This is a genomic window from uncultured Thermanaerothrix sp. (assembly GCF_938028735.1).
In the GTDB taxonomy this organism is placed as follows: domain Bacteria; phylum Chloroflexota; class Anaerolineae; order Anaerolineales; family Anaerolineaceae; genus Thermanaerothrix.
This window is the reverse complement of record NZ_CALIMF010000004.1, coordinates 89,004-110,120: the sequence shown is the minus strand read 5'-3', so window position 1 is coordinate 110,120 and position 21,117 is coordinate 89,004. Positions and strand designations below refer to the sequence as shown.

The 21,117-nt window shown below is 57.9% G+C and carries 23 protein-coding genes; 5 read left to right on the top strand and 18 right to left on the bottom strand.

Annotation, left to right across the window (positions count from 1 at the left end):
• Window positions 1-127 precede the first annotated feature (127 nt).
• From Q0721_RS03580 to Q0721_RS03565, 4 genes are all read right to left on the bottom strand, one after another.
• Complete coding sequence (locus Q0721_RS03580) at window positions 128-1,186, bottom strand: ABC transporter ATP-binding protein (RefSeq protein WP_299025423.1); 1,059 nt, start codon at window positions 1,184-1,186, stop codon at window positions 128-130.
• Between the two features lie 21 nt (window positions 1,187-1,207).
• Window positions 1,208-2,026 (bottom strand): ABC transporter permease subunit, encoded by an 819-nt coding sequence (locus Q0721_RS03575; protein ID WP_299025420.1) that lies wholly within the window; start codon window positions 2,024-2,026, stop codon window positions 1,208-1,210.
• 16 nt (window positions 2,027-2,042) lie between these two features.
• Window positions 2,043-2,876: an ABC transporter permease subunit gene (locus tag Q0721_RS03570; RefSeq protein WP_366519168.1), complete on the bottom strand. Its 834-nt coding sequence runs from the start codon at window positions 2,874-2,876 to the stop codon at window positions 2,043-2,045.
• Window positions 2,877-3,005: 129 nt separating this feature from the next.
• The gene (locus Q0721_RS03565; RefSeq protein WP_299025416.1) at window positions 3,006-4,157 is read right to left on the bottom strand and encodes an extracellular solute-binding protein; all 1,152 of its coding nucleotides are present in this window, start codon (window positions 4,155-4,157) and stop codon (window positions 3,006-3,008) included.
• Between the two features lie 282 nt (window positions 4,158-4,439).
• Between Q0721_RS03565 and Q0721_RS03560 the strand changes: the two genes are divergently transcribed.
• Together Q0721_RS03560 and fabL are read left to right on the top strand one after the other, a co-directional pair.
• Entirely contained in the window at window positions 4,440-4,808 is a 369-nt protein-coding gene (locus tag Q0721_RS03560) for a DUF309 domain-containing protein (protein WP_299025413.1), read from the top strand.
• A 14-nt stretch (window positions 4,809-4,822) separates the two neighbouring features.
• Window positions 4,823-5,602, top strand: coding sequence for an enoyl-[acyl-carrier-protein] reductase FabL (gene fabL, locus Q0721_RS03555; protein ID WP_299025411.1), 780 nt, complete (start codon window positions 4,823-4,825; stop codon window positions 5,600-5,602).
• Window positions 5,603-5,605: 3 nt separating this feature from the next.
• On the opposite strand, the gene Q0721_RS03550 is transcribed toward fabL, so the two are convergent.
• From Q0721_RS03550 to Q0721_RS03530, 5 genes are all read right to left on the bottom strand, one after another.
• Window positions 5,606-6,088: a hypothetical protein gene (locus Q0721_RS03550; RefSeq protein WP_299025408.1), complete on the bottom strand. Its 483-nt coding sequence runs from the start codon at window positions 6,086-6,088 to the stop codon at window positions 5,606-5,608.
• The gene (locus Q0721_RS03545) at window positions 6,081-6,632 is read right to left on the bottom strand and encodes a helix-turn-helix transcriptional regulator (protein ID WP_299025402.1); all 552 of its coding nucleotides are present in this window, start codon (window positions 6,630-6,632) and stop codon (window positions 6,081-6,083) included. The genes Q0721_RS03550 and Q0721_RS03545 overlap by 8 nt, the downstream gene beginning before the upstream one ends.
• Window positions 6,633-6,793: 161 nt before the next feature.
• The gene (locus Q0721_RS03540; RefSeq protein ID WP_299025399.1) at window positions 6,794-8,083 is read right to left on the bottom strand and encodes an MFS transporter; all 1,290 of its coding nucleotides are present in this window, start codon (window positions 8,081-8,083) and stop codon (window positions 6,794-6,796) included.
• A gap of 91 nt (window positions 8,084-8,174) precedes the next feature.
• Entirely contained in the window at window positions 8,175-8,564 is a 390-nt protein-coding gene (locus Q0721_RS03535; RefSeq protein ID WP_299025397.1) for a hypothetical protein, read from the bottom strand.
• A 12-nt stretch (window positions 8,565-8,576) separates the two neighbouring features.
• Window positions 8,577-8,978 carry a DUF2089 domain-containing protein gene (locus tag Q0721_RS03530; RefSeq protein WP_299025394.1) on the bottom strand — a complete coding sequence of 134 codons (402 nt, stop codon included), beginning with the start codon at window positions 8,976-8,978 and terminating at the stop codon, window positions 8,577-8,579.
• Between the two features lie 224 nt (window positions 8,979-9,202).
• Here Q0721_RS03530 and Q0721_RS03525 point away from each other — a divergent pair, with 224 nt between their 5' ends.
• Both Q0721_RS03525 and Q0721_RS03520 read left to right on the top strand, forming a co-directional pair.
• Window positions 9,203-10,261, top strand: coding sequence for a GNAT family N-acetyltransferase (locus Q0721_RS03525; RefSeq protein WP_299025391.1), 1,059 nt, complete (start codon window positions 9,203-9,205; stop codon window positions 10,259-10,261).
• A gap of 3 nt (window positions 10,262-10,264) precedes the next feature.
• Window positions 10,265-11,332: an Mrp/NBP35 family ATP-binding protein gene (locus tag Q0721_RS03520; protein ID WP_299025388.1), complete on the top strand. Its 1,068-nt coding sequence runs from the start codon at window positions 10,265-10,267 to the stop codon at window positions 11,330-11,332.
• A gap of 3 nt (window positions 11,333-11,335) precedes the next feature.
• Here Q0721_RS03520 and Q0721_RS03515 read toward each other — a convergent pair whose 3' ends face one another.
• The 5 genes from Q0721_RS03515 to Q0721_RS03495 all read right to left on the bottom strand — a co-directional run bounded on the left by Q0721_RS03515 (window position 11,336) and on the right by Q0721_RS03495 (window position 16,846).
• Window positions 11,336-12,220, bottom strand: a complete 885-nt coding sequence (locus tag Q0721_RS03515; RefSeq protein ID WP_299025385.1) for a hypothetical protein — start codon at window positions 12,218-12,220, stop codon at window positions 11,336-11,338.
• Window positions 12,221-12,652 carry a hypothetical protein gene (locus Q0721_RS03510; RefSeq protein WP_299025383.1) on the bottom strand — a complete coding sequence of 144 codons (432 nt, stop codon included), beginning with the start codon at window positions 12,650-12,652 and terminating at the stop codon, window positions 12,221-12,223.
• Between the two features lie 15 nt (window positions 12,653-12,667).
• Entirely contained in the window at window positions 12,668-15,718 is a 3,051-nt protein-coding gene (locus Q0721_RS03505) for a CHAT domain-containing protein (protein ID WP_299025380.1), read from the bottom strand.
• A gap of 93 nt (window positions 15,719-15,811) precedes the next feature.
• Window positions 15,812-16,141, bottom strand: coding sequence for a tRNA-binding protein (locus Q0721_RS03500; protein WP_366519167.1), 330 nt, complete (start codon window positions 16,139-16,141; stop codon window positions 15,812-15,814).
• Window positions 16,142-16,183: 42 nt separating this feature from the next.
• A complete protein-coding gene (locus Q0721_RS03495) occupies window positions 16,184-16,846 on the bottom strand; it encodes a hypothetical protein (RefSeq protein ID WP_299025374.1) in 663 nt (220 codons plus the stop codon).
• Between the two features lie 208 nt (window positions 16,847-17,054).
• On the opposite strand from Q0721_RS03495, the gene Q0721_RS03490 reads away from it, so the two are divergent.
• Window positions 17,055-17,984 carry a sugar-binding protein gene (locus Q0721_RS03490; RefSeq protein WP_299025371.1) on the top strand — a complete coding sequence of 310 codons (930 nt, stop codon included), beginning with the start codon at window positions 17,055-17,057 and terminating at the stop codon, window positions 17,982-17,984.
• Window positions 17,985-18,046: 62 nt separating this feature from the next.
• On the opposite strand, the gene Q0721_RS03485 is transcribed toward Q0721_RS03490, so the two are convergent.
• The 4 genes from Q0721_RS03485 to Q0721_RS03470 all read right to left on the bottom strand — a co-directional run bounded on the left by Q0721_RS03485 (window position 18,047) and on the right by Q0721_RS03470 (window position 21,105).
• Window positions 18,047-18,889 carry a tetratricopeptide repeat protein gene (locus Q0721_RS03485; protein ID WP_299025368.1) on the bottom strand — a complete coding sequence of 281 codons (843 nt, stop codon included), beginning with the start codon at window positions 18,887-18,889 and terminating at the stop codon, window positions 18,047-18,049.
• A 116-nt stretch (window positions 18,890-19,005) separates the two neighbouring features.
• The gene (locus Q0721_RS03480) at window positions 19,006-19,428 is read right to left on the bottom strand and encodes a hypothetical protein (RefSeq protein WP_299025365.1); all 423 of its coding nucleotides are present in this window, start codon (window positions 19,426-19,428) and stop codon (window positions 19,006-19,008) included.
• A 15-nt stretch (window positions 19,429-19,443) separates the two neighbouring features.
• Entirely contained in the window at window positions 19,444-20,025 is a 582-nt protein-coding gene (locus Q0721_RS03475; RefSeq protein WP_299025362.1) for a hypothetical protein, read from the bottom strand.
• An 18-nt stretch (window positions 20,026-20,043) separates the two neighbouring features.
• The gene (locus Q0721_RS03470; RefSeq protein ID WP_299025359.1) at window positions 20,044-21,105 is read right to left on the bottom strand and encodes a L,D-transpeptidase; all 1,062 of its coding nucleotides are present in this window, start codon (window positions 21,103-21,105) and stop codon (window positions 20,044-20,046) included.
• Window positions 21,106-21,117 lie beyond the last annotated feature (12 nt).

Sequence of the window (21,117 nt, the reverse complement as noted above, 5' to 3'; positions counted from 1 at the left end):
AGAGTTGTGTTGGAATTTGGCTAATGAAAGATAAGCGTTCTATATGAATCGTCTGTAAATAAAAACGCCCGGAAGCACCTCCGGGCGGTGGGTTGGTTGGACCTGCCGAATTTGTTGGTTTGGAGGATCAGCCTTCACTGATGATCCAGCAAGCATGGGGGGGGAAATTGATGATTACTTGGTCGCCCGGGCGGGGCAATGCCAGTTGACGCTCGTTGAACAAATCTGCCAGAACCTCACGCCCTTGCAAGTCTACGCGTACCCGCACGATAGCACCCAGGAACATGACGTCCAGCACCCGACCCTCAACATGATTACGCCCCTCGACTCGCCCCAAGTTCATCTCCTCCGGGCGCAATGCCAGGGTCACGGCTTGCCCGCGATTCAAGTGAGGGGCTGGGTCAACCTGGAAGAGGAAGTTTCCAAAACGTACCAACCCATGTTGAGGGTCTTCGACGATTACCGGAATAAGGTTGAGCTGCCCGATAAAGGAGGCTACAAAACGGGTTTGAGGGTAGTTATAGACCTCAAAGGGCGTTCCCACTTGTTCAATTTTGCCCTCGTACATCACCACAACGCGGTCGGAAAGCGAGAGGGCCTCTTCTTGATCGTGAGTTACGTAGATAGCGGTGATTCCTAGGGTCTGCTGAATACGGCGGATCTCCGCGCGCAACTCAACCCGGATTTTGGCATCCAGGGCCGAAAGGGGCTCGTCCAGCAGTAGTACCCGGGGATGGATGGCCAAAGCCCGAGCTAGCGCCACCCGTTGCTGTTGTCCACCTGAGAGTTGATAAGGATAACGATTCTCAAAACCACTCAGGCGGATCAGGTCGAGCATCTCACCCACTGTTTTGCGGATTTCCTCGGGTGGGCGTTTGGCCACCTTAAGCCCAAAGGCGATGTTATCCGCCACTGTAAGGTTGGGAAACAGTGCATACGATTGAAAAACCATGCCAATGTGGCGGCGGTTGGGGGGTAAGAAAGTGATATCCGCGCCATCCAGGATGATATTCCCGCTGGTTGGGATTTCAAAGCCGGCGATCATGCGCAAGGTGGTTGTCTTGCCGCAACCGCTGGGGCCGAGGAATGAGACAAACTCCCCCCGCTCGACCTCCAGATTAAAATCTCGGACGGCTAGGGTTTGACCAAAACGTTTGGAGAGATTGCGAATGCTCAGATATGCCATATCCCTTCACCGCAAAAGGATTTAGCGTGCGCCAAAGGCCTGGTCACCACCCAGAGCACGCCGGCCTACAAACTGGAAGAGCATGGTAAAGGCCCAGGTGAGGGCAAAACTGATCACGGCCAGCGCGGCGCCTTCATAGGCGCGATTTTGCCCTACTTGGGACATATAGGGTCCAAAGGCTTTCAATCCAACCAGGAAACTTGCCATGGTTAACTCGCCCATCACAATGGTGATGGTCAAAAAGGCTCCACTGAGGATGGCGCTACGCAGGTTGGGGAAAATGATCTGGGTGATAATCACCCACCAGCCGGCGCCCAAACTTTGTGCAGCTTCGGTCAGGGTGCGGATATCAATGGCCTGCAGTCCGGTGTCTACGGCTCGGTACAGATAGGGCAGCACCAGCACCACGTACCCGGCTACCAGTAGGATCTGCGTGCCAGTGAAGGAGTTGGTGAGCAAAAGTGGGGGGCGGCTGAAAACACGGATTAACCCAAAGACAAGCACGATTGCCGGTACCACGAACGGCATTAGCGTGACGAATTCCACAACTGGACGGAGTTGAGGCAGACGTAAGCGAATCCAATACGCCGTAGGCACCACCAGGATCACGCCGACCACAACGGTGAGTAATGCCATCTCCAGCGAAAAGGTGAACGCGCTGGCAAAGCGGGGGTCACTAAGCACGCGCTGGTAAGCCAGAACACTGAGGACACCCTTGCGCGCTCGAAGGGAGAAATCAATGGTGGCAATGAGTGGCACAAAAAAGTAAAGCCCGCCCAGGAGGAGGATCAACCATGAGACCAGGCGCTGGCGCAAGGGGGCACGTTGATTCTGATCCATAGAGGCCTCCATTCCCTCAACGGCGCAGCCAGCGCTCACTGCGCCGCCGTAAGATGTAGTAAATGGCCATGTTGAGTGCCATGATAACGATCATGCCAAACGAAAGGGCATATCCTAAGCCGGGGTTATAAAGGACATCTCCCATGATTTGGGCACCAATGAGGATGGTGATCAAATTGATCAGACCACCAGTTAGCGAAAGGGCGGTGGCATAAGCGCCGAAAGCATTGCCGAAGAGCAGGATAATGGCTCCGAGGATGGAGGGGGTTAGAATGGGTAGGGCCACCATGCGCCAGTAGTCCCAGGTGCTGGCTCCTAGATTCTCCGCTGCTTCGCGCCATTCGCGCTTTAACCCTTCCAAGGCCGGAGCAATGATGAGCACCATCAGCGGGAACTGAAAGTACATGTAGGTCAGGCTCAGTCCCCAGAATGAATACAAATTGAAACCGATCTCGTAGATATCCACCCCCAGCGTTTTCAATAATACGGTGACCATACCCAGACGACCCAGTGTGGCAACAAAAGCAAACGCCAGGGGCACCCCCGCAAAGTTCGAGGCCACGCCGGAAAAGGTGAGCAGCGCATCGCGTGCCCAGCGAGGTAGCCCGCCCAAGATAACCGCATAGGCCAGCAGAAAACCAAATAGCCCGCCTCCCAGTGCGGTGGTCAGACTAATACGAATGCTGATGGAGTAGGCGCTCAAAATGGAGGGGGTAAACAGGCTGCGGATGTTCTCCAGGGTGAAGTGCCCCTGGGTATCGCGGAAAGAACCCACCAGGAGCGAGAACGAGGGCAATAGCATAAACAAGGCTGCAAAGATAAAGAAAGGGGCCACCCCTATCCACACCATCAACCCACCGCCAGGGCGGGCGCGGTGTGGAGGGGATTCTGGGGAGGGCTGCGCTGGGGCAGCCCTCCCTTCGGAAAACGATGGAATAGCGGGGGGTACGGAGGAGTTACCACTCATGGTGGTTTAATTTTACTTCACTTCGGCTCCCACAACTTTGTCCCAATTCTCGGCAATATATGCCTTTGCGGCGTTCAGTTGCTCAATTGTGGGGAATACGGCCTTGGCATATAACTCAGCGGGTGGGAGCTCGGCCAGAAGATCCGCTGGGATGACATTGCGCTTGACCATGTCATCAAAGCGGATAGGATGGCAACCACCTTTGAGCCAAATCAGTTGGCCTTCATCTGAGTAGAGGAATTCCATCCACAATTTGGCAGCATTGGGGTGTGGAGCGTAGGCGCTGATGGCCTGGATATAAACGCCCGCGATGACACCGCTCTTAGGGATAACCACTTCAATTTCAGGGTTGCCTTCCAGGGCTTTCTTATCAGCCAGCGCGTTGTAGTCCCAACGGAAAACGACAGGGGTTTCACCCTTGGCAATGGTGGATTGCTTGGCGATCACCGGCACAAAGTTGCCCACTTCGTTCAACTTCTTGAAGTATTCCAGACCGGGTTGGACGTTATCCAGCGAACCCCCGTTAGCCAAGGCAGCAGCGTAGACGCTCATCTGCGCCTGGGCCGAGAGACGTGGATCCCCTGCCAGTGCCACCTGATTTTTGTATTCCGGTTTGAGCAGATCAGCCCAATCCTGAGGCACATTCTTGACCACATCTTTGTTGACTTCGAAGGCCATGACGCCGTAGTAATCCCCGTACCAATAGCCATCCGGGTGCTTCAGATTCTCGGGAATGGTGTCCCAGGTTGAAACCTTGTAGGGCATGGCCAGTTGCTCTTCCACCAATTGGGGGCCAAAGGCATAACCAACATCAATGACGTCGGGAGCTTGAGGGCCTTTGCTCTCTTTATTGGCCTTGATGGCCTCGATTTCTTCGGCAGAACTAGCGTCGGGATTCAGTTCGTTCACTTGAATGCCGTACTTGCTCTTAAAGGTTTCAATGGCCTCACCGTAGTTGCACCAGTCATGCGGTAGAGCAATAGTGGTAAGCATACCCTCTTTTTTCGCAGCAGCGACTAGGTCGGCCAGAGGACCGCTCTCACCACCGGTGGCTGGCGGCTGGGTTGGCGCAGCGGTCGGCGTGCCTGCGCAGGCGGCCAGGAAAGCTACCAAGACGAGCAGGCTTACCCAGCGGAAAAGGCGGGACAACGTGAGGGCTTTCATATTCTTTTCCTCCTTTGGGGGATTTTGGAATAGGGATGTTTTTATTTTATACCAAATTAAGCGGTTATATTCGGATATTCTGGGTCAACCTTTGGTTAAGGGGAGGTAAACATTAGCTGTAGGGTTGTTAATATTGTGAGATCTAAAACGTGGATCAACCTGCGCGTGGCGTGGAGGGGGTGTGCTATAATCGCCTCGATCGCAGGTCTTGTGAGATTGACCATGTGTTTTGACTTTTCGTCTTTTTCTCTGCCAGCTGAACCCGACCCATGTTGCGGGGAAATGCATCCCCAAGCCCGGCTAGGGCTAGAACGCTTTGACGCGGGGCAGTATTTCGAAGCCCATGAAGCCTTAGAAACAGCCTGGCGGGAAACGCTAGGCCCGCAACGGGTGCTTTACCAGGGGATTTTACAGGTGGGGGTAGCGTATTATCATATTTTGAATGGGAATTACCGCGGGGCATTGAAAATGTTGGCGCGTGCCCACGCAAACCTGGAACCTTTTGATCGCCCCTGTTTGGGTGTTGATGTACCCCAATTACGGGAGGATGCCCGGCGAGTTGAGCAATTAGTGCGTGCTCTGGGTGAAACCCGCCTACATGAGTTCGACCGGGCATGGCTAAAGCCCATTCCCTATTATTCTCGTTCTTAGAGAGGTAGTTGACGATGACCGAACAAGCGCTTTTTACAGACAAAGTGGTTCTGGTGACGGGGGCCGGGCGTGGAATTGGGCGGGCGATTGCCCTTTATTTCGCCGCCCGCGGGGCTGATGTGGTGATCAACTATGTGCGTAACCAAGGCCCTGCTGAAGAAGTGGCTGCCCAGGTTGAATCCTTTGGGCGGCGTGCGTTGCTTGTGCGGGCAAACGTGGGGTATCCGGAGGAGATTGAAAAACTCTTTGCGCGCATTGCTGAGACTTTCGGTGGCCTGGATATATTTGTCAGCAATGCCGCTACTGGTTTCAACCGGCCTGCCCTACAGCAGAAAGTGAGTGGTTGGGACTACACGATGAACGTCAATGCACGCGCTTTTCTTTTCGCGACTCAGCAAGCCGTGCCCCTGATGGAGAGGCGCGGGGGCGGACACATTGTTGCAATCACCAGCCCAGGTTCTCAGCGTGTTCTCCCAGAGTACATCGCTGTAGGTGCGAGCAAAGCGGCCCTTGAGGCGCTCACCCGCTACTTGGCAGTGGAATTGGCCCCCAAAAATATTATTGTTAATGCTGTAGCCCCCGGCATTGTCCTGACCGATGCGCTCAAGCACTTTTCAGCACTTAGCGACCCACACGTGATTGAGCGGGCCATTACAAATACGCCTGCTGGGCGTCTGGTGACCCCCGAAGATGTTGCTGGGGTAGTGGGTTTCCTGTGCTCACCGGAGGCAGCGATGATACGTGGGCAGGTGATCACGGTGGATGGGGGCTATACTTTGATCACCCCGGCTTGAAGGTCAGAATTGGATGCCGAACAGCCGCAACCACGGGCGACCCTGGGCGAGGAAGGGCCATGGAATGGCAGCCAGGCTGAGCAGCAATGCTAGTCCGAACCCCAGTGCAGCCCGGCGATGCTTTTGCAGCGCAGTGGGGGCTTTCTGACTCAGGGCGCGTCCCATGTGGGCGATGCCAAGCGCGATTAGCATGATCAAAATGTGCTCAACGGCGAAAAAGCGCAACGCCGCTTCGCGCATGGCGGCACCGAAATCCCCGATCAGTACCCCACCCCAGCCGCGGGTTATGTAAAGAATTAATCCTAGCAAAATCTGCGAATCAAACGCAATCGTGAAAAGCGCTCCGGCGCGAGTGTCGGCGGGGGTGAAATCAGTCCGCCCAATCCAGCCGCGAGCCGCGCGTACAAAGGCCACACTTCCCAGGATGATCACGGCCCAGCGGGTCAGGTTATGCAGCGTCAGTAGAACCAAATTGAGGCTATCCATGGAGTTCCTCCTCGGAAGAAAGATAGGCGGTTAGGTGTTCTAGTAGGTGTTCTAGCCAGCGTTCCTCGGCGGCCAGATGGTAACGCTGATGCTCTAGCGCCAGCGCTGCCGTCCCCGTATGCGTAGGGGCTTTTTCCAAGGCCTGACGCCTAGTCTGCACCTGTTGCTGGCGGTTTTGGAGCAGGAAACGTGCTTCGTCCGGTGGGAGCACATCCAGAAAACTCAAGCCCACATCACCAGCAAAGTAAACGGGCTGGTAAGTGCCCAGGTTTTTCCGTAGCAAGTTCCAGAAGGCTACCTCACCCGTGGGAGTCAGACGATAAACGCGCCGCTGTGGGCCATGGCCCGTAGAGTCTTTATCCCAGGTGATCCAGCCCCGATGTGCCATCTTGCTCAGCAGATAATAGGCGGTGGGCTTTTTCAACGCCGTACAAGCCCCCCAATTGTGGGTGATCCACTTGTTGAGCGCGTAGCCGTGCATGGGACCACGGCGCAGTAATCCCAGTAAAAGCAATTCATGGGCTTCGTCTTCGGGTAAGGGCATGTAAGACTTTCCGGTTTCAGTTTCAGTAGAATTAGTCAAAATTGACTATTGGGATTATACCGGAATGAAGCGGTTCATGCCAGCATGATTCTGGCCTCACTCCGGATGATTCTGTGTTCACCTGAGGTGGGGGTTTAGATAACGGAAATCAAACCCAGGAATTAGGCGGACGAGTCGGCGGAGGCCATGTGGGGGCCAGGCTGGGTTTCTAGGTTGGCGGTGACCGGCCAGATCAGGGCAGTGATACTCATAAGTGCACACCCTGTACCGCCGACAATGTACCAGGTCTGCAGTCCCAGCCATTCGGCCACTGGCCCGGCGATCAACATTCCCAGAGGGGTCATGGCGGTGGCCAGGCTGGAGATAACAGTGAAAACGCGTCCCTGAATCTCGGGAGCCACCCGCGCCTGCACCAGAGCAAACAGGGGGCCGTTGGTGATTGGGTTAGCTATGCCCATCCAGAACATCAGACCCAAGGCAATGGGATAAGCGGAAGGGGGTAAAAGCCCCATGCCAATGGCGCCCACCCCCAGGATGAACAGGCCACTCATGGAAGTCCACAACTTGCGTCGGAAACCGCCCCAAACGCTCAGGATCAGCCCACCCAGTACCACGCCAATTCCATAACCCGACTCCAGCCAGCCCAGATGGATGGCGGTGCCGTTAAAGTGACGGGTCACGAGCAGGGGTAAGAGGGCAAAGGCGGGGTTGAGTAAGAAGTTTATCAAGGTAGCCATAAGCAGGAGAGCCAGCATCCCCGGCCAGCCCGCCAGATAGCGCAATCCTTCGTGCACGTCCCGGAGAACTACGCGGGGGGTTAGCGCCCTTTGTGCGTCGAGGCGTACGGGCTGGGGAATTTGGACCAGCCCCAACAGCCCTACCGCGATGAAGGCGGTGACAACGTCAATGGCGAGGACGCCTTGGAGGGGGAGTACATCCAACAGGAGGGCACCGCTTGGCGGTGCAACGATATTAATCAAACCGTTAAGGGCTTGGTTGGCACCGGCGACACGCGCAAGATGGCGTTCGGGCACCAGCAGGGTTGTGGAAGCCTGCATGGCTGGCCAGTGGAAAGCCCCGCCTAGGCTGCGCAAAAAGAGGACGACATAGATATGCCAGGGCTGGGCCAATCCTAGGGCGAAAAGAAGTACTAACCCCAGGGTGGCAAGTGCGATTCCGCTATCGGCCAGCATCATCACCCGGCGGCGATTCCAGCGATCAACGAGGGCGCCGACAAACGGCCCCAGCACGATTTGGGGAAGAAAGCCGACGAAGGAAGCGGTGGCCAGCACCACGGCCGAGCCGGTGGTTTGAGTCAGCCACCAGATAAGGGAGAAGTGGACTAACCCGCTGCCGAATAGGGAGAAAACCTGTCCAATCCAGATGGGAGCAAAACGGCGTAGCCAACGAGGATTTTCTGTGGGGCTCAGGGATGGAGGAGTGGTATTCATATGGCCTCCAAAGGGCAAAAGGGTTCCTCTCCCGTGCTCGCGTGAGCCGGGCGTTTCTCAGATCGGATGAAAAAGCAAGGAAGATCAGGCGCTACTCGATAAAGACCTCAACGTGTTCGCCGTCTTCTTCGTCGAAAACATCCACCAGTGTACCGGTCTCGCCTGAGCGGATGAAGTCCATCAGACGGTTCACATCCAGCCCCTCAACTTCAGGGGTAAAGCGCATCCCCATCTTGATGCCTGCCGAGACCAGGTTGAGGGGCAAGCGGATATTGGCGCGCACCTTGCCGGTATCGGTGTCGGTGATCCGCACACGCAGCCAGCGCCCACTGCCCCCCGGTGGGGCGGTGGGTGGCGGGGGCGGGGTCTTGGGGCTGGGGGTGGCCTCTAGTGCTTCCAGCAGACGGGCGGCTTCCTCAGCCGTGATTTTGCCTTCTTGCAGCATTTCTAAAACTTTTAGCCGTTCTTCCCGCGAGATCATACAGGTTTGCTCCTAAGCGGTTTCTTCACGTTTGCCCAACAGGCGGCGACGAGCCTCCTCGGGTGTGATCAGCCCCTGTGCCAGTTCATCTAAGATGCGCAAGCGTTCTTCGCTTCCAGGACGGGGAGGCGGTTCCTCGCGCCCCGGTTCAAAACCCAGCGCGCGAATCACTTCGTTAAGACGATTGCGCAGGGTGGGGTAGGAGAGGTTAAGTTCTTCCTCCATGCGGGTGAAGCGTCCCTCGCAGCGGATGAAGGTGAGCAGAAATTGAATCTGCTCAGGCGTTAGTGCGGCAAAGGGGTTGCTGGTGGGGTAAAAATTCCCCTCGATGGTGGTTTGACAATTGGGGCAATGCAGGCGGGTGATAATCAATTCGCTGCGACATACCGGGCAGCGTTCCAAAGCGGGATTCATAAGGCGCTCCTGCACATGCACATCCGAGCCGCAAAGGTCGAGATGATAAGTCTGACTTTCAGTTTTATTGTAATGAAAATTTGAATTTTGTCAATTGGTTATTTAATAATTCAAAGGTATTGTTTAGAAATATTGAAGTTTCCAGTGCCAGGTTGGACGGATGGGACAAAGAGCACTCGAGCCCAGACTTGTGGGGTATAATGCGCAGGATTGAGGTATTAGCGATGGAGTGGAGATTACATACTGAATTTCCTTATGACCTCGAAGGCGCCTGGAATGCGCTCCTGGACGAGGCTATCACCAACGTGCCGTTTCTGCGCCATGAATACCTGGCCGCCTGGTGGGAAACGCGAGGAGGCGGCGAGTGGCCACAGGCTCAACTAGCGCTGATAACGGCGCACGAAGATGACTACCTGGTTGGAGTGGCGCCTCTGTTTTTTGTCCCGGAACACCAGGGGCGGCCGGCTTTGCTGTTTCTGGGCAGTATTGAGATCTCAGATTATCTGGATTTCATCGTGCGGCTAGCCGATCTGGGACGTTTTGTGGATGGGTTGTGGCCTTTTCTAACGCAGGCGTTGCCTTTTGCCTGGCAAGCCTTGGATCTCTATAACCTGATCGAGACCTCTCCCACCCTCTCGGTTTTGACCACGTGGAGCACCGAGCAGCATGTGCCCCTGCGCACTGAGCGCTTGCAACCCTCACCGTATGTTCCGCTGCCGGGGGATTGGGAGGCCTACCTGGCCAGCTTGGATAAGAAGCAGCGCCACGAAATCCGGCGCAAGTTGCGCCGGGCTGAGGGGCACACCTCCATGGTGTGCTGGTACTGCGCCCAGGACAACGTGGAGGCAGAGGTGGAGGCTTTCCTTGACCTGATGGCTCAGGATGAGGAGAAAGCGGCCTTCCTAACGCCCTTAATGCGTCAGACGCTACGCCGGGTGGCACTGGCCGCCGCTGCCCGTGGGTACTTGCAATTGGCCTTCATGGAGATCGGAAACGCAAAGGCTGCTGCCTATCTTAATTTTGACTATCGCGATCGTATCTACGTCTATAATACGGGTTTTGACCGTCACTTCAATGAACTTTCTCCCGGTTGGGTGCTGCTTTCCTATCTCTTGCAATGGGCCAATCAACACGGGCGGAAAGAGTTTGATTTTATGCGCGGGGACGAAGCGTATAAGTATCGCTTTGGAGCGATCAACCGTTATGTGGTGCGGGCGACTCTGCTACGCCAACCACAGCCAGTAGCGGCCTCGCGCGCAGATTCCCCCGCTATTCTGGAGTGAGCCATGCCCATGGATGAGACTATCTTGCGCGAGGTGTTGCGGCAGGTCATAGACCCTGAATTGGGGCGCAACATCGTTGATCTGGGCATGGTACGTGATATGAGCATTGAAGTGGAGGAGGGGCGCGTGCGCTTCACCCTGGCCCTGACCACTGCGACCTGCCCGTTGCGCCATCGCCTAGCCGAGGAGGCGCGGGCAGCCCTGTTGCGCCTGCCGGGCGTCAACGAGGTGGAGGTGGTACTGGGAGTGATGAGTGAGGAAGAGCGGCGCGCCGCTCTGGGTACGGCTGCCCCACAACCGCCCAAACTGACCGGGTTCAACCGTATTGGCCAGGTGATTGCGGTAGTGAGCGGCAAGGGGGGCGTGGGGAAGTCCTCGTTGACCGCCCTGCTGGCCGTTGCGCTTCGTCGCCAGGGCCAGAAAGTGGGCATCCTAGATGCCGATATCACCGGGCCAAGCATCCCCAAGTTGTTTGGGTTGCCGGCGGGTGGGCTGCGCGGTAATGAGACGGGAATATTACCCGCGATCACCCGCACTGGCATTCGTGTGGTTTCCGCTAACCTGATGCTTCCCACAGAGGATGCCGCGGTCGCTTGGCGGGGGCCGCTCATCACTGGGTTGATTCAACAGTTCTGGGGACAGGTGCTGTGGGGGCAATTGGATACCCTACTGGTGGATCTGCCCCCGGGGACCTCTGACCCGCTGCTTACGGTGGCGCGTCAGATGCCTCTGAAGGGGGCCGTGTTGGTCACTTCTCCTCAGCAATTGACGGCATTAGTGGTGCGCAAAGCGGTCAATCTGCTTAAGAATCTCAATGTGCCAGTGCTGGGGGTGGTGGAGAATTTGGCCTATTACCCCTGCCCGCAGACAGGTGAGCCGCACGAGATTTTTGGCCCCAGCCATGCCGCCGAGGTGGCCGAGGCGGCGGAGTGCAAGGTCGTGGTGCGCTTGCCCATCCGCCCTGAGCTGACCATGCTGGGGGATGCGGGGCGCATTGAAGAGGTTGACCTGCCTGAACTTGCACCATTGCTAGCGTATGTCGGAGCCACTGTGTCCCAGCCGGCAGCCTGACCCCTACTCGGGTAAGGTGCCGCGCCAGAGGTACTCGCTCAATTTTTCCCCATACACGCGCTCGGCTTCGCCCGCCGGGGGAAGTGGCCATCCCAGTGCGGTGTAAAGCTTATGCCGGTAGAGATCGAAAGCAGCCATGATCAAGTCGGCATAAACGCTGGCCGAACGCAGGGCTAGGTTATAGGCTGTAATCATCCAGACCAGGGAGATGAGCGCCAGAGGGGCAAGGAAAAAGGCCCATATTAATGAAAGCAGACCCCATCCCCACAGAACAACATCCTCCTCCAGACGTTCACGTGCTAGGGCGAGATCATTGCGGGCTTCCGGCGGGAGCAGCAACCATAACCGTGCCCAGCACACTAGGGCATCCAGGCCGTATTTGTACGCCGCGTCGCGTTCGCCGGTGCGCAAGATATTGCCCAGGCGGGTAGGGCGATAGTCAGCAGGGTCGGCGGGAACGTAGTGCAAACGCATTTCCAGCCGTGCCAATTCTTCCCGCTGGCGGGGCGTCAGGGTGGCCTCAGCCTGTTTCAGGTCTTGGTAGCGTGCTTCCTCGCGCGCGATGCGGTCAGCCCAGCGCCGGGTCAAGGCCTCGCAGAGGCCGCGTAGCCCGTCTGGCCAGGCGCCTTCCAGCAGGCGCAGCCAATCGAGGCGCAGGCGCTGCATTAGGGTGGCCGAGAGGATCAGCCCCAAGACCACTGCGGCAGCCAGCAAGGTCTGTTCCAAGCCAGAGCGCTGATTCACCCATGCCCATAGGGGCCCTAGATACCCTCGTTGGGCCAGAGCAACCCCGCCCACGCCCCAAAAGAGCATGCCTGGGCCGAGCAGGTGAGGTGCCCAGCGACGAGTGACTTCACTGCCCAGGCTCTCCCAGAAAGCACTTAACATCTAGTCCTTCCCTCCCGACGCAGTATTCCTCTGGGCGGGGTGCTTCTGCCCCCAGGGGATGAGCGGGACATGATGGCGCGGGCAGGTGGGCTTTTGTCCGGCGTGGCGGACGGTGAAGACAAAATCGCAGTCGGGTTCAGGGCAGATCCGCCGTCGTGCGCTGATGGGGCCGACCTCACCGGGCAGCGGGGTAAAGCCGCTCAGCAGGCTCTCCCGGGTGAAAGGGGCGATCACCTCACGCAGCCAGGCGCGCGCAGAAGCATCCTCGGTCAGCACATCGAGCAGGCGGGCGCGCACCGCCTGGCCTCGGTGCGCCTGACGCAACAGCCGGTTGACCTCGCGGCGCAGGTCCGGCGGGAGATACGGCGCCAGTTTGCGCGCTGCGTAGAGCAATTCATCGCGGGACGAGGGTGGAGGTTGGTCGGTGGTCATTTTTCCCCTTCCACTTTAGAGGCCGTAGTAGGCGAAGCCGGCCCAGAAATAGGGATGGGAGAGATCCTGTATGGCCGCCGCATCGAAAAAGCGTCGGGCGAGGTCTTCAGGTAGCAGGGGCTGCGCGGTGAATTCTGAAATAAACCGCTTTTTCAGATGCCCAGCAGCCGACTCATCCCGCAGGGTTTGTTGGGCGCGGCGCAGAGCCTCCCAAGGTGGGACGGGATGCGCAGGATCGCGCCAGATGTCGAAAAACAGTGTCATCAGCAGGGCGGTGCTGAGTTCATTGACCGCCCACAGCGAGCCAACCACGCCCGGCACGCCTGCCGTCAGCCAGCCGATGGGGAGCGAGACCGCCTCATTCAAGGCGCGCAGGTTGGTCGGCACGCCGCTTTCACACGCGGCCAGGATCGCCAGCCGCACCTGGCTTAGGTCTAAGCCATAAAGATCTTCTAAGGTCAACCAATCCTCACCAGCCAGCATTAACCCAGAACGCGCCGGGGCGTTAAAATCGGCTTGCCCGTGGGTGAAGAAGTAAAGCACGGCGTGAGCAGGGAGTAGGCTTTTGACGGCGGCCAACGTGGCGTCCTTACCCTGCAGGTGATGATAGTGACCCTCAAATACCTCCATGGCCCTGACCACCGCCTCCTCAGAAAAGTGCAGTGCGTTGGCATCCTCGGGGTGAGGATTCTCAATAACCAATAGAGAAACAGCCGGGCGGGCGGAGGCCGCATGGCGCTGCATTTGATAGCGCGTGTGGGCATTCGGCAGGTAGGTAAAGGTGTAATCATCCAGGGCATAACGTCGCCCTGTGGGGTAGCGGCTATCACTCACCCACGCGGCGTGTAGCGGTAGCAACGTCAATGCGCCGCCAGGAATCAGCTGAACCCATCCGGCCGGGGGCCACCCAAGGCTTGCCAGGGCGTCACTCAGAGGCATCATGAGGGTTTCTCCTAGCCAGTGGGTGGTATCATCCAGCGCTTTCATCCAGGCCGTGCGCCTGGCATCAGCGGCTGGGGCAGAGCGCCAGGCAAAATAAGCAGTGAGATGGGCGTTCACCCGTTCAGCCAAGTTTGCCGTGGTCAACGCTGGAAATTCCTGGAGGTGGAGACCATTCTTGCCATAGACAATGCACGCCAACCCGCCGTGCGGCGTGTCAGCCAGATAAACGAGCGGCGCTTCCACGGCTTGCTCCTGGATCGCCGCATAAGAAAGGGGGCGCAGAAAGTGCTCAAAGCCGGGGACGTACTGACGCAGGGCCTCTTCTGCCGCGTTCCGGCGCTCCAGGGCTTGCGAATACTGGGCCGCCCAACTGGCGGGGTAGTCAATGGGAGCGATCTGAATCAGCGCTTCAACTCGATCGAGGGCCTGAGTGTAATCCTCGTAGTAGCGGTGGTAGGGCGTTCCCTGCAGCGCCTTGAGGTCGGCGCGGCGGCGTTCCAGACTCTCGCGCAGGACCTGGGCACGCCCTTCTTCGAGAATCTCAACGACATGCCGCAGATCGCCCTTCCGCCAGGCGGCATAGGCGGCGGCTTGATAAACCCCGCCGACCTCGCCCAGCCAGTCCTCTTTGCTGCTGCGGTGGGTCTGTGCGCCAAGCAGATGCTGCAGGAAACTACGGCCGCTCTCAAAGTACTTTAGGCAGTCTTCCCAACGGCAGCGTCGCGCGGCTAGATAGCTGAGGCCTGCGCTACTTCTGAAGGGAAGATCGATGGGCAGGATGTGATGGGCGTGGTGTTCTAAAATAGATCGGAAGTGCTGTTCGGCGCGTTGGGCGTGGGCGTCGTCGCCGGAGCGCTCGAAGCGGCTAAGGAACAGGCTGCCGAGGTTGTGCTGGGTTGTGGCCCACTCTTGGGGATGTTCCTCAGGAGTGAAGAACTGACTGATGGTTTCGAACAGTGCCTGGGCGGCATCTGCCCATTGGGGGTTGCCCGTCATCTCATACAATTGCCGGTACATGTTAGCCAGATTCCTGCGGGCAAGCGCCGCCAATCTGCTTTTCCCTTTTTGATCGGCCTCGGCAATCAACGCTTGCCATTCGGTCAGCACCCCTCGCCAGAGGGTAGGCCGGTTTTCGGTTTCCTCCTGCAGCGCGAGAATACGCTGGAAGCGCTGAACAAGTTCATCCTCCCCTGCTTGCAGCTCCGCAAAGGCGGTTTCCACACCCACTTCGCGGGCGCGGCGGTGCACTTGCAAGAAGAAGCGCAGCCCTGGGGCCATTTGGGAGTGCTTTTCCCATTCTAGCAGGCGCTCCAGCCAACTCAACCCCGCGTCGGTCAGTAATTCGGGGTGGGCCTGTAGGAAGGCCCTGTGCTCCTCTGGCGAACGCACCTGCAGGCAGTCAACCAACGTCTGCCCCAGCGCGCCCGCCTCGGCGAGCAGGCGCTTCACACTGGGGTTGGGTTCCTGGGGTTCCCTGGCCGCAGGATCGGGGGTGGAGGAAGGCGTTTGGGCAGAGGGCGCGGGTGGTTCTGCTTCTTCTGCGGCCCGCTGCAATATGCGCAGGGCCTTTTCCAAGCGCTGAAGCAAGTCAGGGCGGCGTTCCAGCAAGTTACGCAGATCCTCTTCGGAACGAATCGTCTCATCACTTTCCTGGATAAGTCGCATGGCTTCGCGCATTTCTGGCAGCAGGGCGTCCAGGAGGCGTTCCTGCAGTTCCTGGAGAACCTCGGGAGTGGCGCTACCTAGTGCCAGCGGTAAAAATACCTGGGGGACAATTTGCGGGGTTTCTGGCCAATCCACCGGCCAGTCCGCTCCCAGCGCCGCTTTCAACGCGGCTATCAAGTCGTTGAGGTGCTCTTGATCCTGCTCGCGGGTGGTGCTCTCTGCGGGGCTGAAGATGAGGCGGGTTTGCGGGCCGTGGCGGTGCACAAGTAGTAGTGGTGCATCCACTGTGATTGCGGTGCCGCACTGTGGGCAGGACAGGCGATGCAGGTTGCCCTGGGCAACGCGTGCCAAGAGGTCGGGGTGTTCGTCAGCATCGAGAATCAGCCAGATTGAAGCCGAAAAGTCGTGGCCGCATTGCGGGCAGATTAGATGGTACGTCTGAGCCAAAGAATAAGCCATCTTTAGTCTCTCGTGGAGCGCGCCGGTTTTATTGCAATTACTGTAGCACATCTGGGCTCGGAATACAATCACCCGTGAACCATGTTTGCTCTCTTACCCAATCGGCCAGCCGAGGGGCACGGGCTGATCCGGTTGCAGCAGCACCACGTCGTTCTCCGGTCCCATGGCGCCCAACACCAGCACTTCCGAGGTAAAATCAGCGATGCGGCGCGGCGGAAAGTTGACCACCGCCACCACCAGCCGCCCCTCCAGGTCTTCCTTGCGGTAGCGTCGAGTCAATTGTGCGCTGGAGGTCTTCACCCCCAGCGGGCCGAAGTCAATCCACAGTTTGTAAGCCGGCTTGCGCGCTTTGGGGTGCTCTTCAACGCGGATGATTTGACCCACCCGCATATCCACCTTGGCAAAGTCCTCCCACGTGATCATGGTCGGGGGCTCGTTCATCATGGCTCCTCAGGGACTAATGGTTTAGGGGAATAAACGCCGTGCCTTGATCTCGGCGATGGCGTCTGGACGGTAGCGGTAGAGGCGGGCCGGGCGGCCCTCACCGCTGCGCACCTGCGGCGTGGGTTCAATTACCCCGGCCTGGAGCAAGCGGCGGCGAAAGTTGCGTTTGTCCAGACGTTCGCCCAGGATCAATTCGTAAGTGTGCTGAATCTCACTTAGGGTGAAGCGTTCGGGGAGCAACTCAAACCCCACCGCGGTGTACTCAAGTTTGTAGCGCAGACGGCGCAGAGCGTAAGCGAGGATGTCAGCGTGATCCAGCGCAAGGGGTGGCAGATTGCTAAGGGGAAACCAAGCGCCTTGTTGAACGGCAGGGGCCATCTGCGCCAGCGCATCCATGGCGATGAGGGCAAAATAAGCCACCGAGATCACGCACCCAGCGGGATGACGGCCAGGCTCGCCGTAGGTGTATAACTGCTCGAGATACGCCTCGCGTAACCCCAAGCAGGCTTCTAGGCATTGGTAGGCAGTCTGCTCTAGTGAACATGGGCCTACAAACGGCATGGCGGGGAGCGCCCACTGCCCCTCCGGGCCAGTTTCATGCCAGGGGCGTAGCCAGACCTGCAGGGCCTCGTCTTTGAGAGTGAAGATGACCAGCAAAACTTCCAGACGAACCTCGGTGCTCATGGTTTGATAGCCCCTACGCAGTTGAGTGCCTCGTGTCCTGTGATATTATATATCCAGAGGCTGGGTCGTGCTTGGGTTTTAGCCGGTTCAACGGTGTGCCTGTCTGGACTGCTAAGCGAGGAACTTTGAGGGGAGGCTGGGCGTCTTTATCTCAGGCCACCCAAGCCCGAACTTGGGTTGCCATTCCCTAGTGGAGGAGGAGAAAGCCATGAAGCACAAATTCTCGTTATGGGTGGGGTTGAGTGTGCTGGCGTTGGTGGCACTGGCGTGTAATCTGCCTGTGGGCAGGGGCGTTCCTACGGCGCAACCCACGCCAAATGCGACCCTGACTGCCCTTTTTGCGTTGCTGACCCCAGTAGCAACCACGCCACCCCCGGTCGTTGCCAGCCCGACCGCGCTGCCACCGACGGCGATACCGCCAACCTCAACTACCGCAGCGGCCTCACCGACCGCAACGTTGCCGCTGCCCACGCTCACGGCCACGCCGCTCCTGCGCAGCGGAGGTAGTTTCAAGGCGGTTTATTTCAGCAAACCGCCGAATCTGGATGGAGTGTGGGATGAATGGCCGGGCAGCGCGTACTCGTGTGAAAACGTTGTCTTTGGGGCCAAAGAACGCCGCAACCGCGAGGATCTGGGCTGCTCTTTCCGCGTGGGGTGGGATGGCAACTACCTCTATGTGGCCTATAAGATTTATGACGATGTCTATGTCCAGGAAGCCAGCGGTGCCGACCTGTACAAAGGCGATAGCGTGGAGATCCTCTTGGATGCCGATCTCTACGGCGATTGGAACTCCCAGGTGCTCAGTGGGGATGATTATCAGCTGGGCATCTCCCTAGGCCGTTATGATCCGGAGGGGCCCAAGGACGTTTATCTGTGGTTCCCACGCAGCAAAGCCGGTGGGCGGGATGATGTCAAGGTTGCTGTGGCTGCCCAGGATGGACTTTACCGAGTGGAGGTGGCGGTGCCGTGGAGTCTGTTTGGGGTCAAGCCGGCTGCGGGTCAACAGTATGGGTTTGCCGTTTCTGTCTCAGATAATGACAAGCCGGGCGAGAAGGTGCAGCAAAGCATGGTCTCCAGTGCGCCCTTCCGTCGCCTAACCGATCCCACAACCTGGGGCATCCTGACGCTGACACGTTGATGAAAACACACCGGGAGGTTAAGCCAACCTCCCGGTGCGTTTTTTGGGCGTGTAGGACGGGATCAGAACAGGATCAGTGCTAGTTCGTTGCGATATTGGCGGGTGAGTGGGTTTTCTTCGCCGAGGATTTCCAGTAGGCTGAGGACTACTTGGCGCGCCTGATCCTCGCGATAGCGTTTGTCCTGGCGCAAGATATCCAGCAGCCCGTCTAGCGCGGCCAGGAGGTTACCACGGCTGGCCAAGCGGATGGCGTTCCAGTAGGCGGCGGCCAATTCGTCGCTCTCATCCTCGATCTCTCGGCGCTGGCGCAGTTCGACCAGGGCCTGTGCATAGGGCTTGAGTAACATGGCCTGGGCATACTGACGGCTGGAGGGGAAGGCCTCCAAAATGGCCAGCCCTTCGTAGCCCTTGCCCTGAGCGAGCAGGGCTTTGGCTAAGCCGAGGAGTGCCCGCGGGTCTTCGCCATCTTCCTCGAGAACTTCCCGGAAAAGGTCCTCGGCCTCTGCCCACTCCCCCTCGACAAGCAGACTCTCGGCTTTCTCCAATTTCAATGCGGTGGGGCTGGGCGGCTGCAAACGCTCCAGGAATTCGCGCAAGCGGGTTTCTGGAATGAGACCCACAAACTCGGCCACCACCTGGCCGTTGACAAACGCCTTCACGGTGGGCAAACTGCGCACGCCATAGCGCAATGCCAGATTGGGGTTTTCGTCCACATTGACGCGCGCCAAGCGGAAACGCCCCTGCGCTTCGTCGGCTAAACGCATCAATAGGATCTTCAGATCCCGGCAAGGACGGCACCACTCGGCCCAAAAATCTACCACGACCGGAACATTCTGCGAATAGGCCAGGACCTCATACTCAAAATCGGCTTCGCTTACGTCCACAATGTAATCTGGGCTCATCATTGGCTACTCCTTGTTCATTTACCCAGTGAGTAACACCTAACGTCTAACGTTCATTCTTGTTTGCTTATATTGTATCCAACCTTTGTTAATTTTTTGTCGGAACGCCGGGGTTAACCTTAGTCCTCTCCTTCATCGCTGGCAATGCCGGGTTGTTCGACGTGTAGCACCTCACCATGCAGATTAATGACAATACGAAAGCCCATCATGCCCAGATAGGCTCGGGCTTCCTCGGGAATGCCGGTTTGTAGCAATTGCTCGAATTGCTTATCTAGATTGCGCAACTGAGTATAAATCATAGCGCGCGAGAAGGGATCTTCCTGCCCCAGCATCTTGGCGGTTTGCTCACTAAGCAGATCCTCATGGCCTTCGATCTGCTGACGCATCATTTCCAGCACTTGGCGATCCACTTGTTCGGATGGGATGTGCCGCCGAAAGCCGCGATCGTTGACCACGTAACAGGGTTCATCCCCCACATAAGCCACTTCAACGGGTTGGTCGTTTTCATCCACAACTAAACCTGCAAACAAAGGTTGACGCATCACGCTTCTCCTGGTCTAACTGCTCTGTTTGCCCTCGATAATGGCGAGCAGGATGGCGGCTGCCAACCCCAGACGGCGGTCGAACTGCTGCGCCGGGTCGGCTGAAAAGTCAATTTCCATCTCGTAGCGGAAGAGGTGAAACCGTTGGCGATACTCGGCCACAGGGTGCGTTCCAAGGGCGGCAACGTAGTGTTGGGGTAGCCAGGTGCCGAGCAAAAAGCGCCGCAACAGGGCGCGCCCTAGCGAATCTTCTTGTAAGGTGCCTATCACTTCATCGTTGGGGTTAAGGATTTGCCACTCATCGCGCGCTAAGGATTGCCACCCACGGCGGCGCAAAGCCCCTACTTTAATCCCGCTGGTGCTTTCCACAACATCGTATGCAGCGGAGAAATCTAGCACCTGGCGGGCGCGGATGTGCAGCACTTCTTGGGTCATGCCTTCATCGCGATAGACGCGGATATCCTCCTTCAGACGGAACATGCGCTGACGGGAATAGAGCACCATCTCCCCTTGGGAGTTGTAGATGCGCACGATGCCAGTCAAGGCAAGCACCTGGCGCTTGAGCAAGTAGTGGGGGTAACTGAAAGCAGGTTCCATGAGTATCTCCTTCGGGTACTATTCTACAACAATTACAAGAGTCCCTTTGTCAGCTGTAACGTAGTTGGCTTCCAGGGGCACGGGGGGATGGGTCCAGCGATAGATCCACAGAGCATCCTGTGGGCTCAGGTTGATGCAGCCATGGCTACGGGGGCGTCCAAAGTCGTTGTGCCAATAGGTGCCATGGAAAGAGATGCCATTTTCCATTAGATAACTCACCCAGGGGACGCCGGGCAGGTCGTAGGAATTGGGGGCCGCGCGATCACCAGCTGCCATGTGCCGCGAGGGGCGTTTACGGTGAGTCTGATAGCGACCTGGCGGGGTGCGGTAGTCACCATCGCGGAAACGGGCGCCGGTGGCGGCGCGTGCAGCAAAAACCGGCCAATCCTCTTCCCAGGCGATCACCGCCTGATCGCTCAGGCGGACCTCAATCCACTTCTGCTCGGCCGGGATCTGAGGTGAAAGCGGGGCCACGGTTTCAGGTTGGACGGCGCGCAGGTGGGTGGCCTGCACAAAGTAAGAAACGGGCCATTTATCATCGGCAACGCGATACCACCAATGTCCTTTTTCATCCTGCATGACCTGGGTGACCCAAAAGGTGCACCCGTAATACAGGCGGTAAGCCAGGCTCCAGGTCAGGCGGGGGTTCCACAGGGCATCTGTATAAGGGACGCTGACCTCAAACAAGCGCCCCTGGGGTGGGATCTCTGTTTCGACCGGTTGAGTCGCTATTGCCACGGGCTGAACTTCCCCAGAATGCACATAGGCTTCGTCATTAAGCAGGTACCAGATGCGATTATGTTCGGGGGTGTCATCTCCGAGGGTGACGCCCGTGATGGGAAGCACCAGGTCACGCCAGTAAGTTTTGCGGATATTGGCGGAGAACGAGGGTCGGTCAAAGCCCTCGGTCTTTGGGGGAATGATACGACCAAGGGAGAGACTGAAGTCCTGGGGGGCAAAGACTTTCCCCGCGCGCGGCTGTAAGCGCCACCAGGGCCACCCCATTAACGCCAGGAACCCGCCAGCGCACCAGCGTAAGAATTCGCGACGCGTGAGAGAGGGCAGGTTGAGGGCGGGCATAGGGGGTGTGGT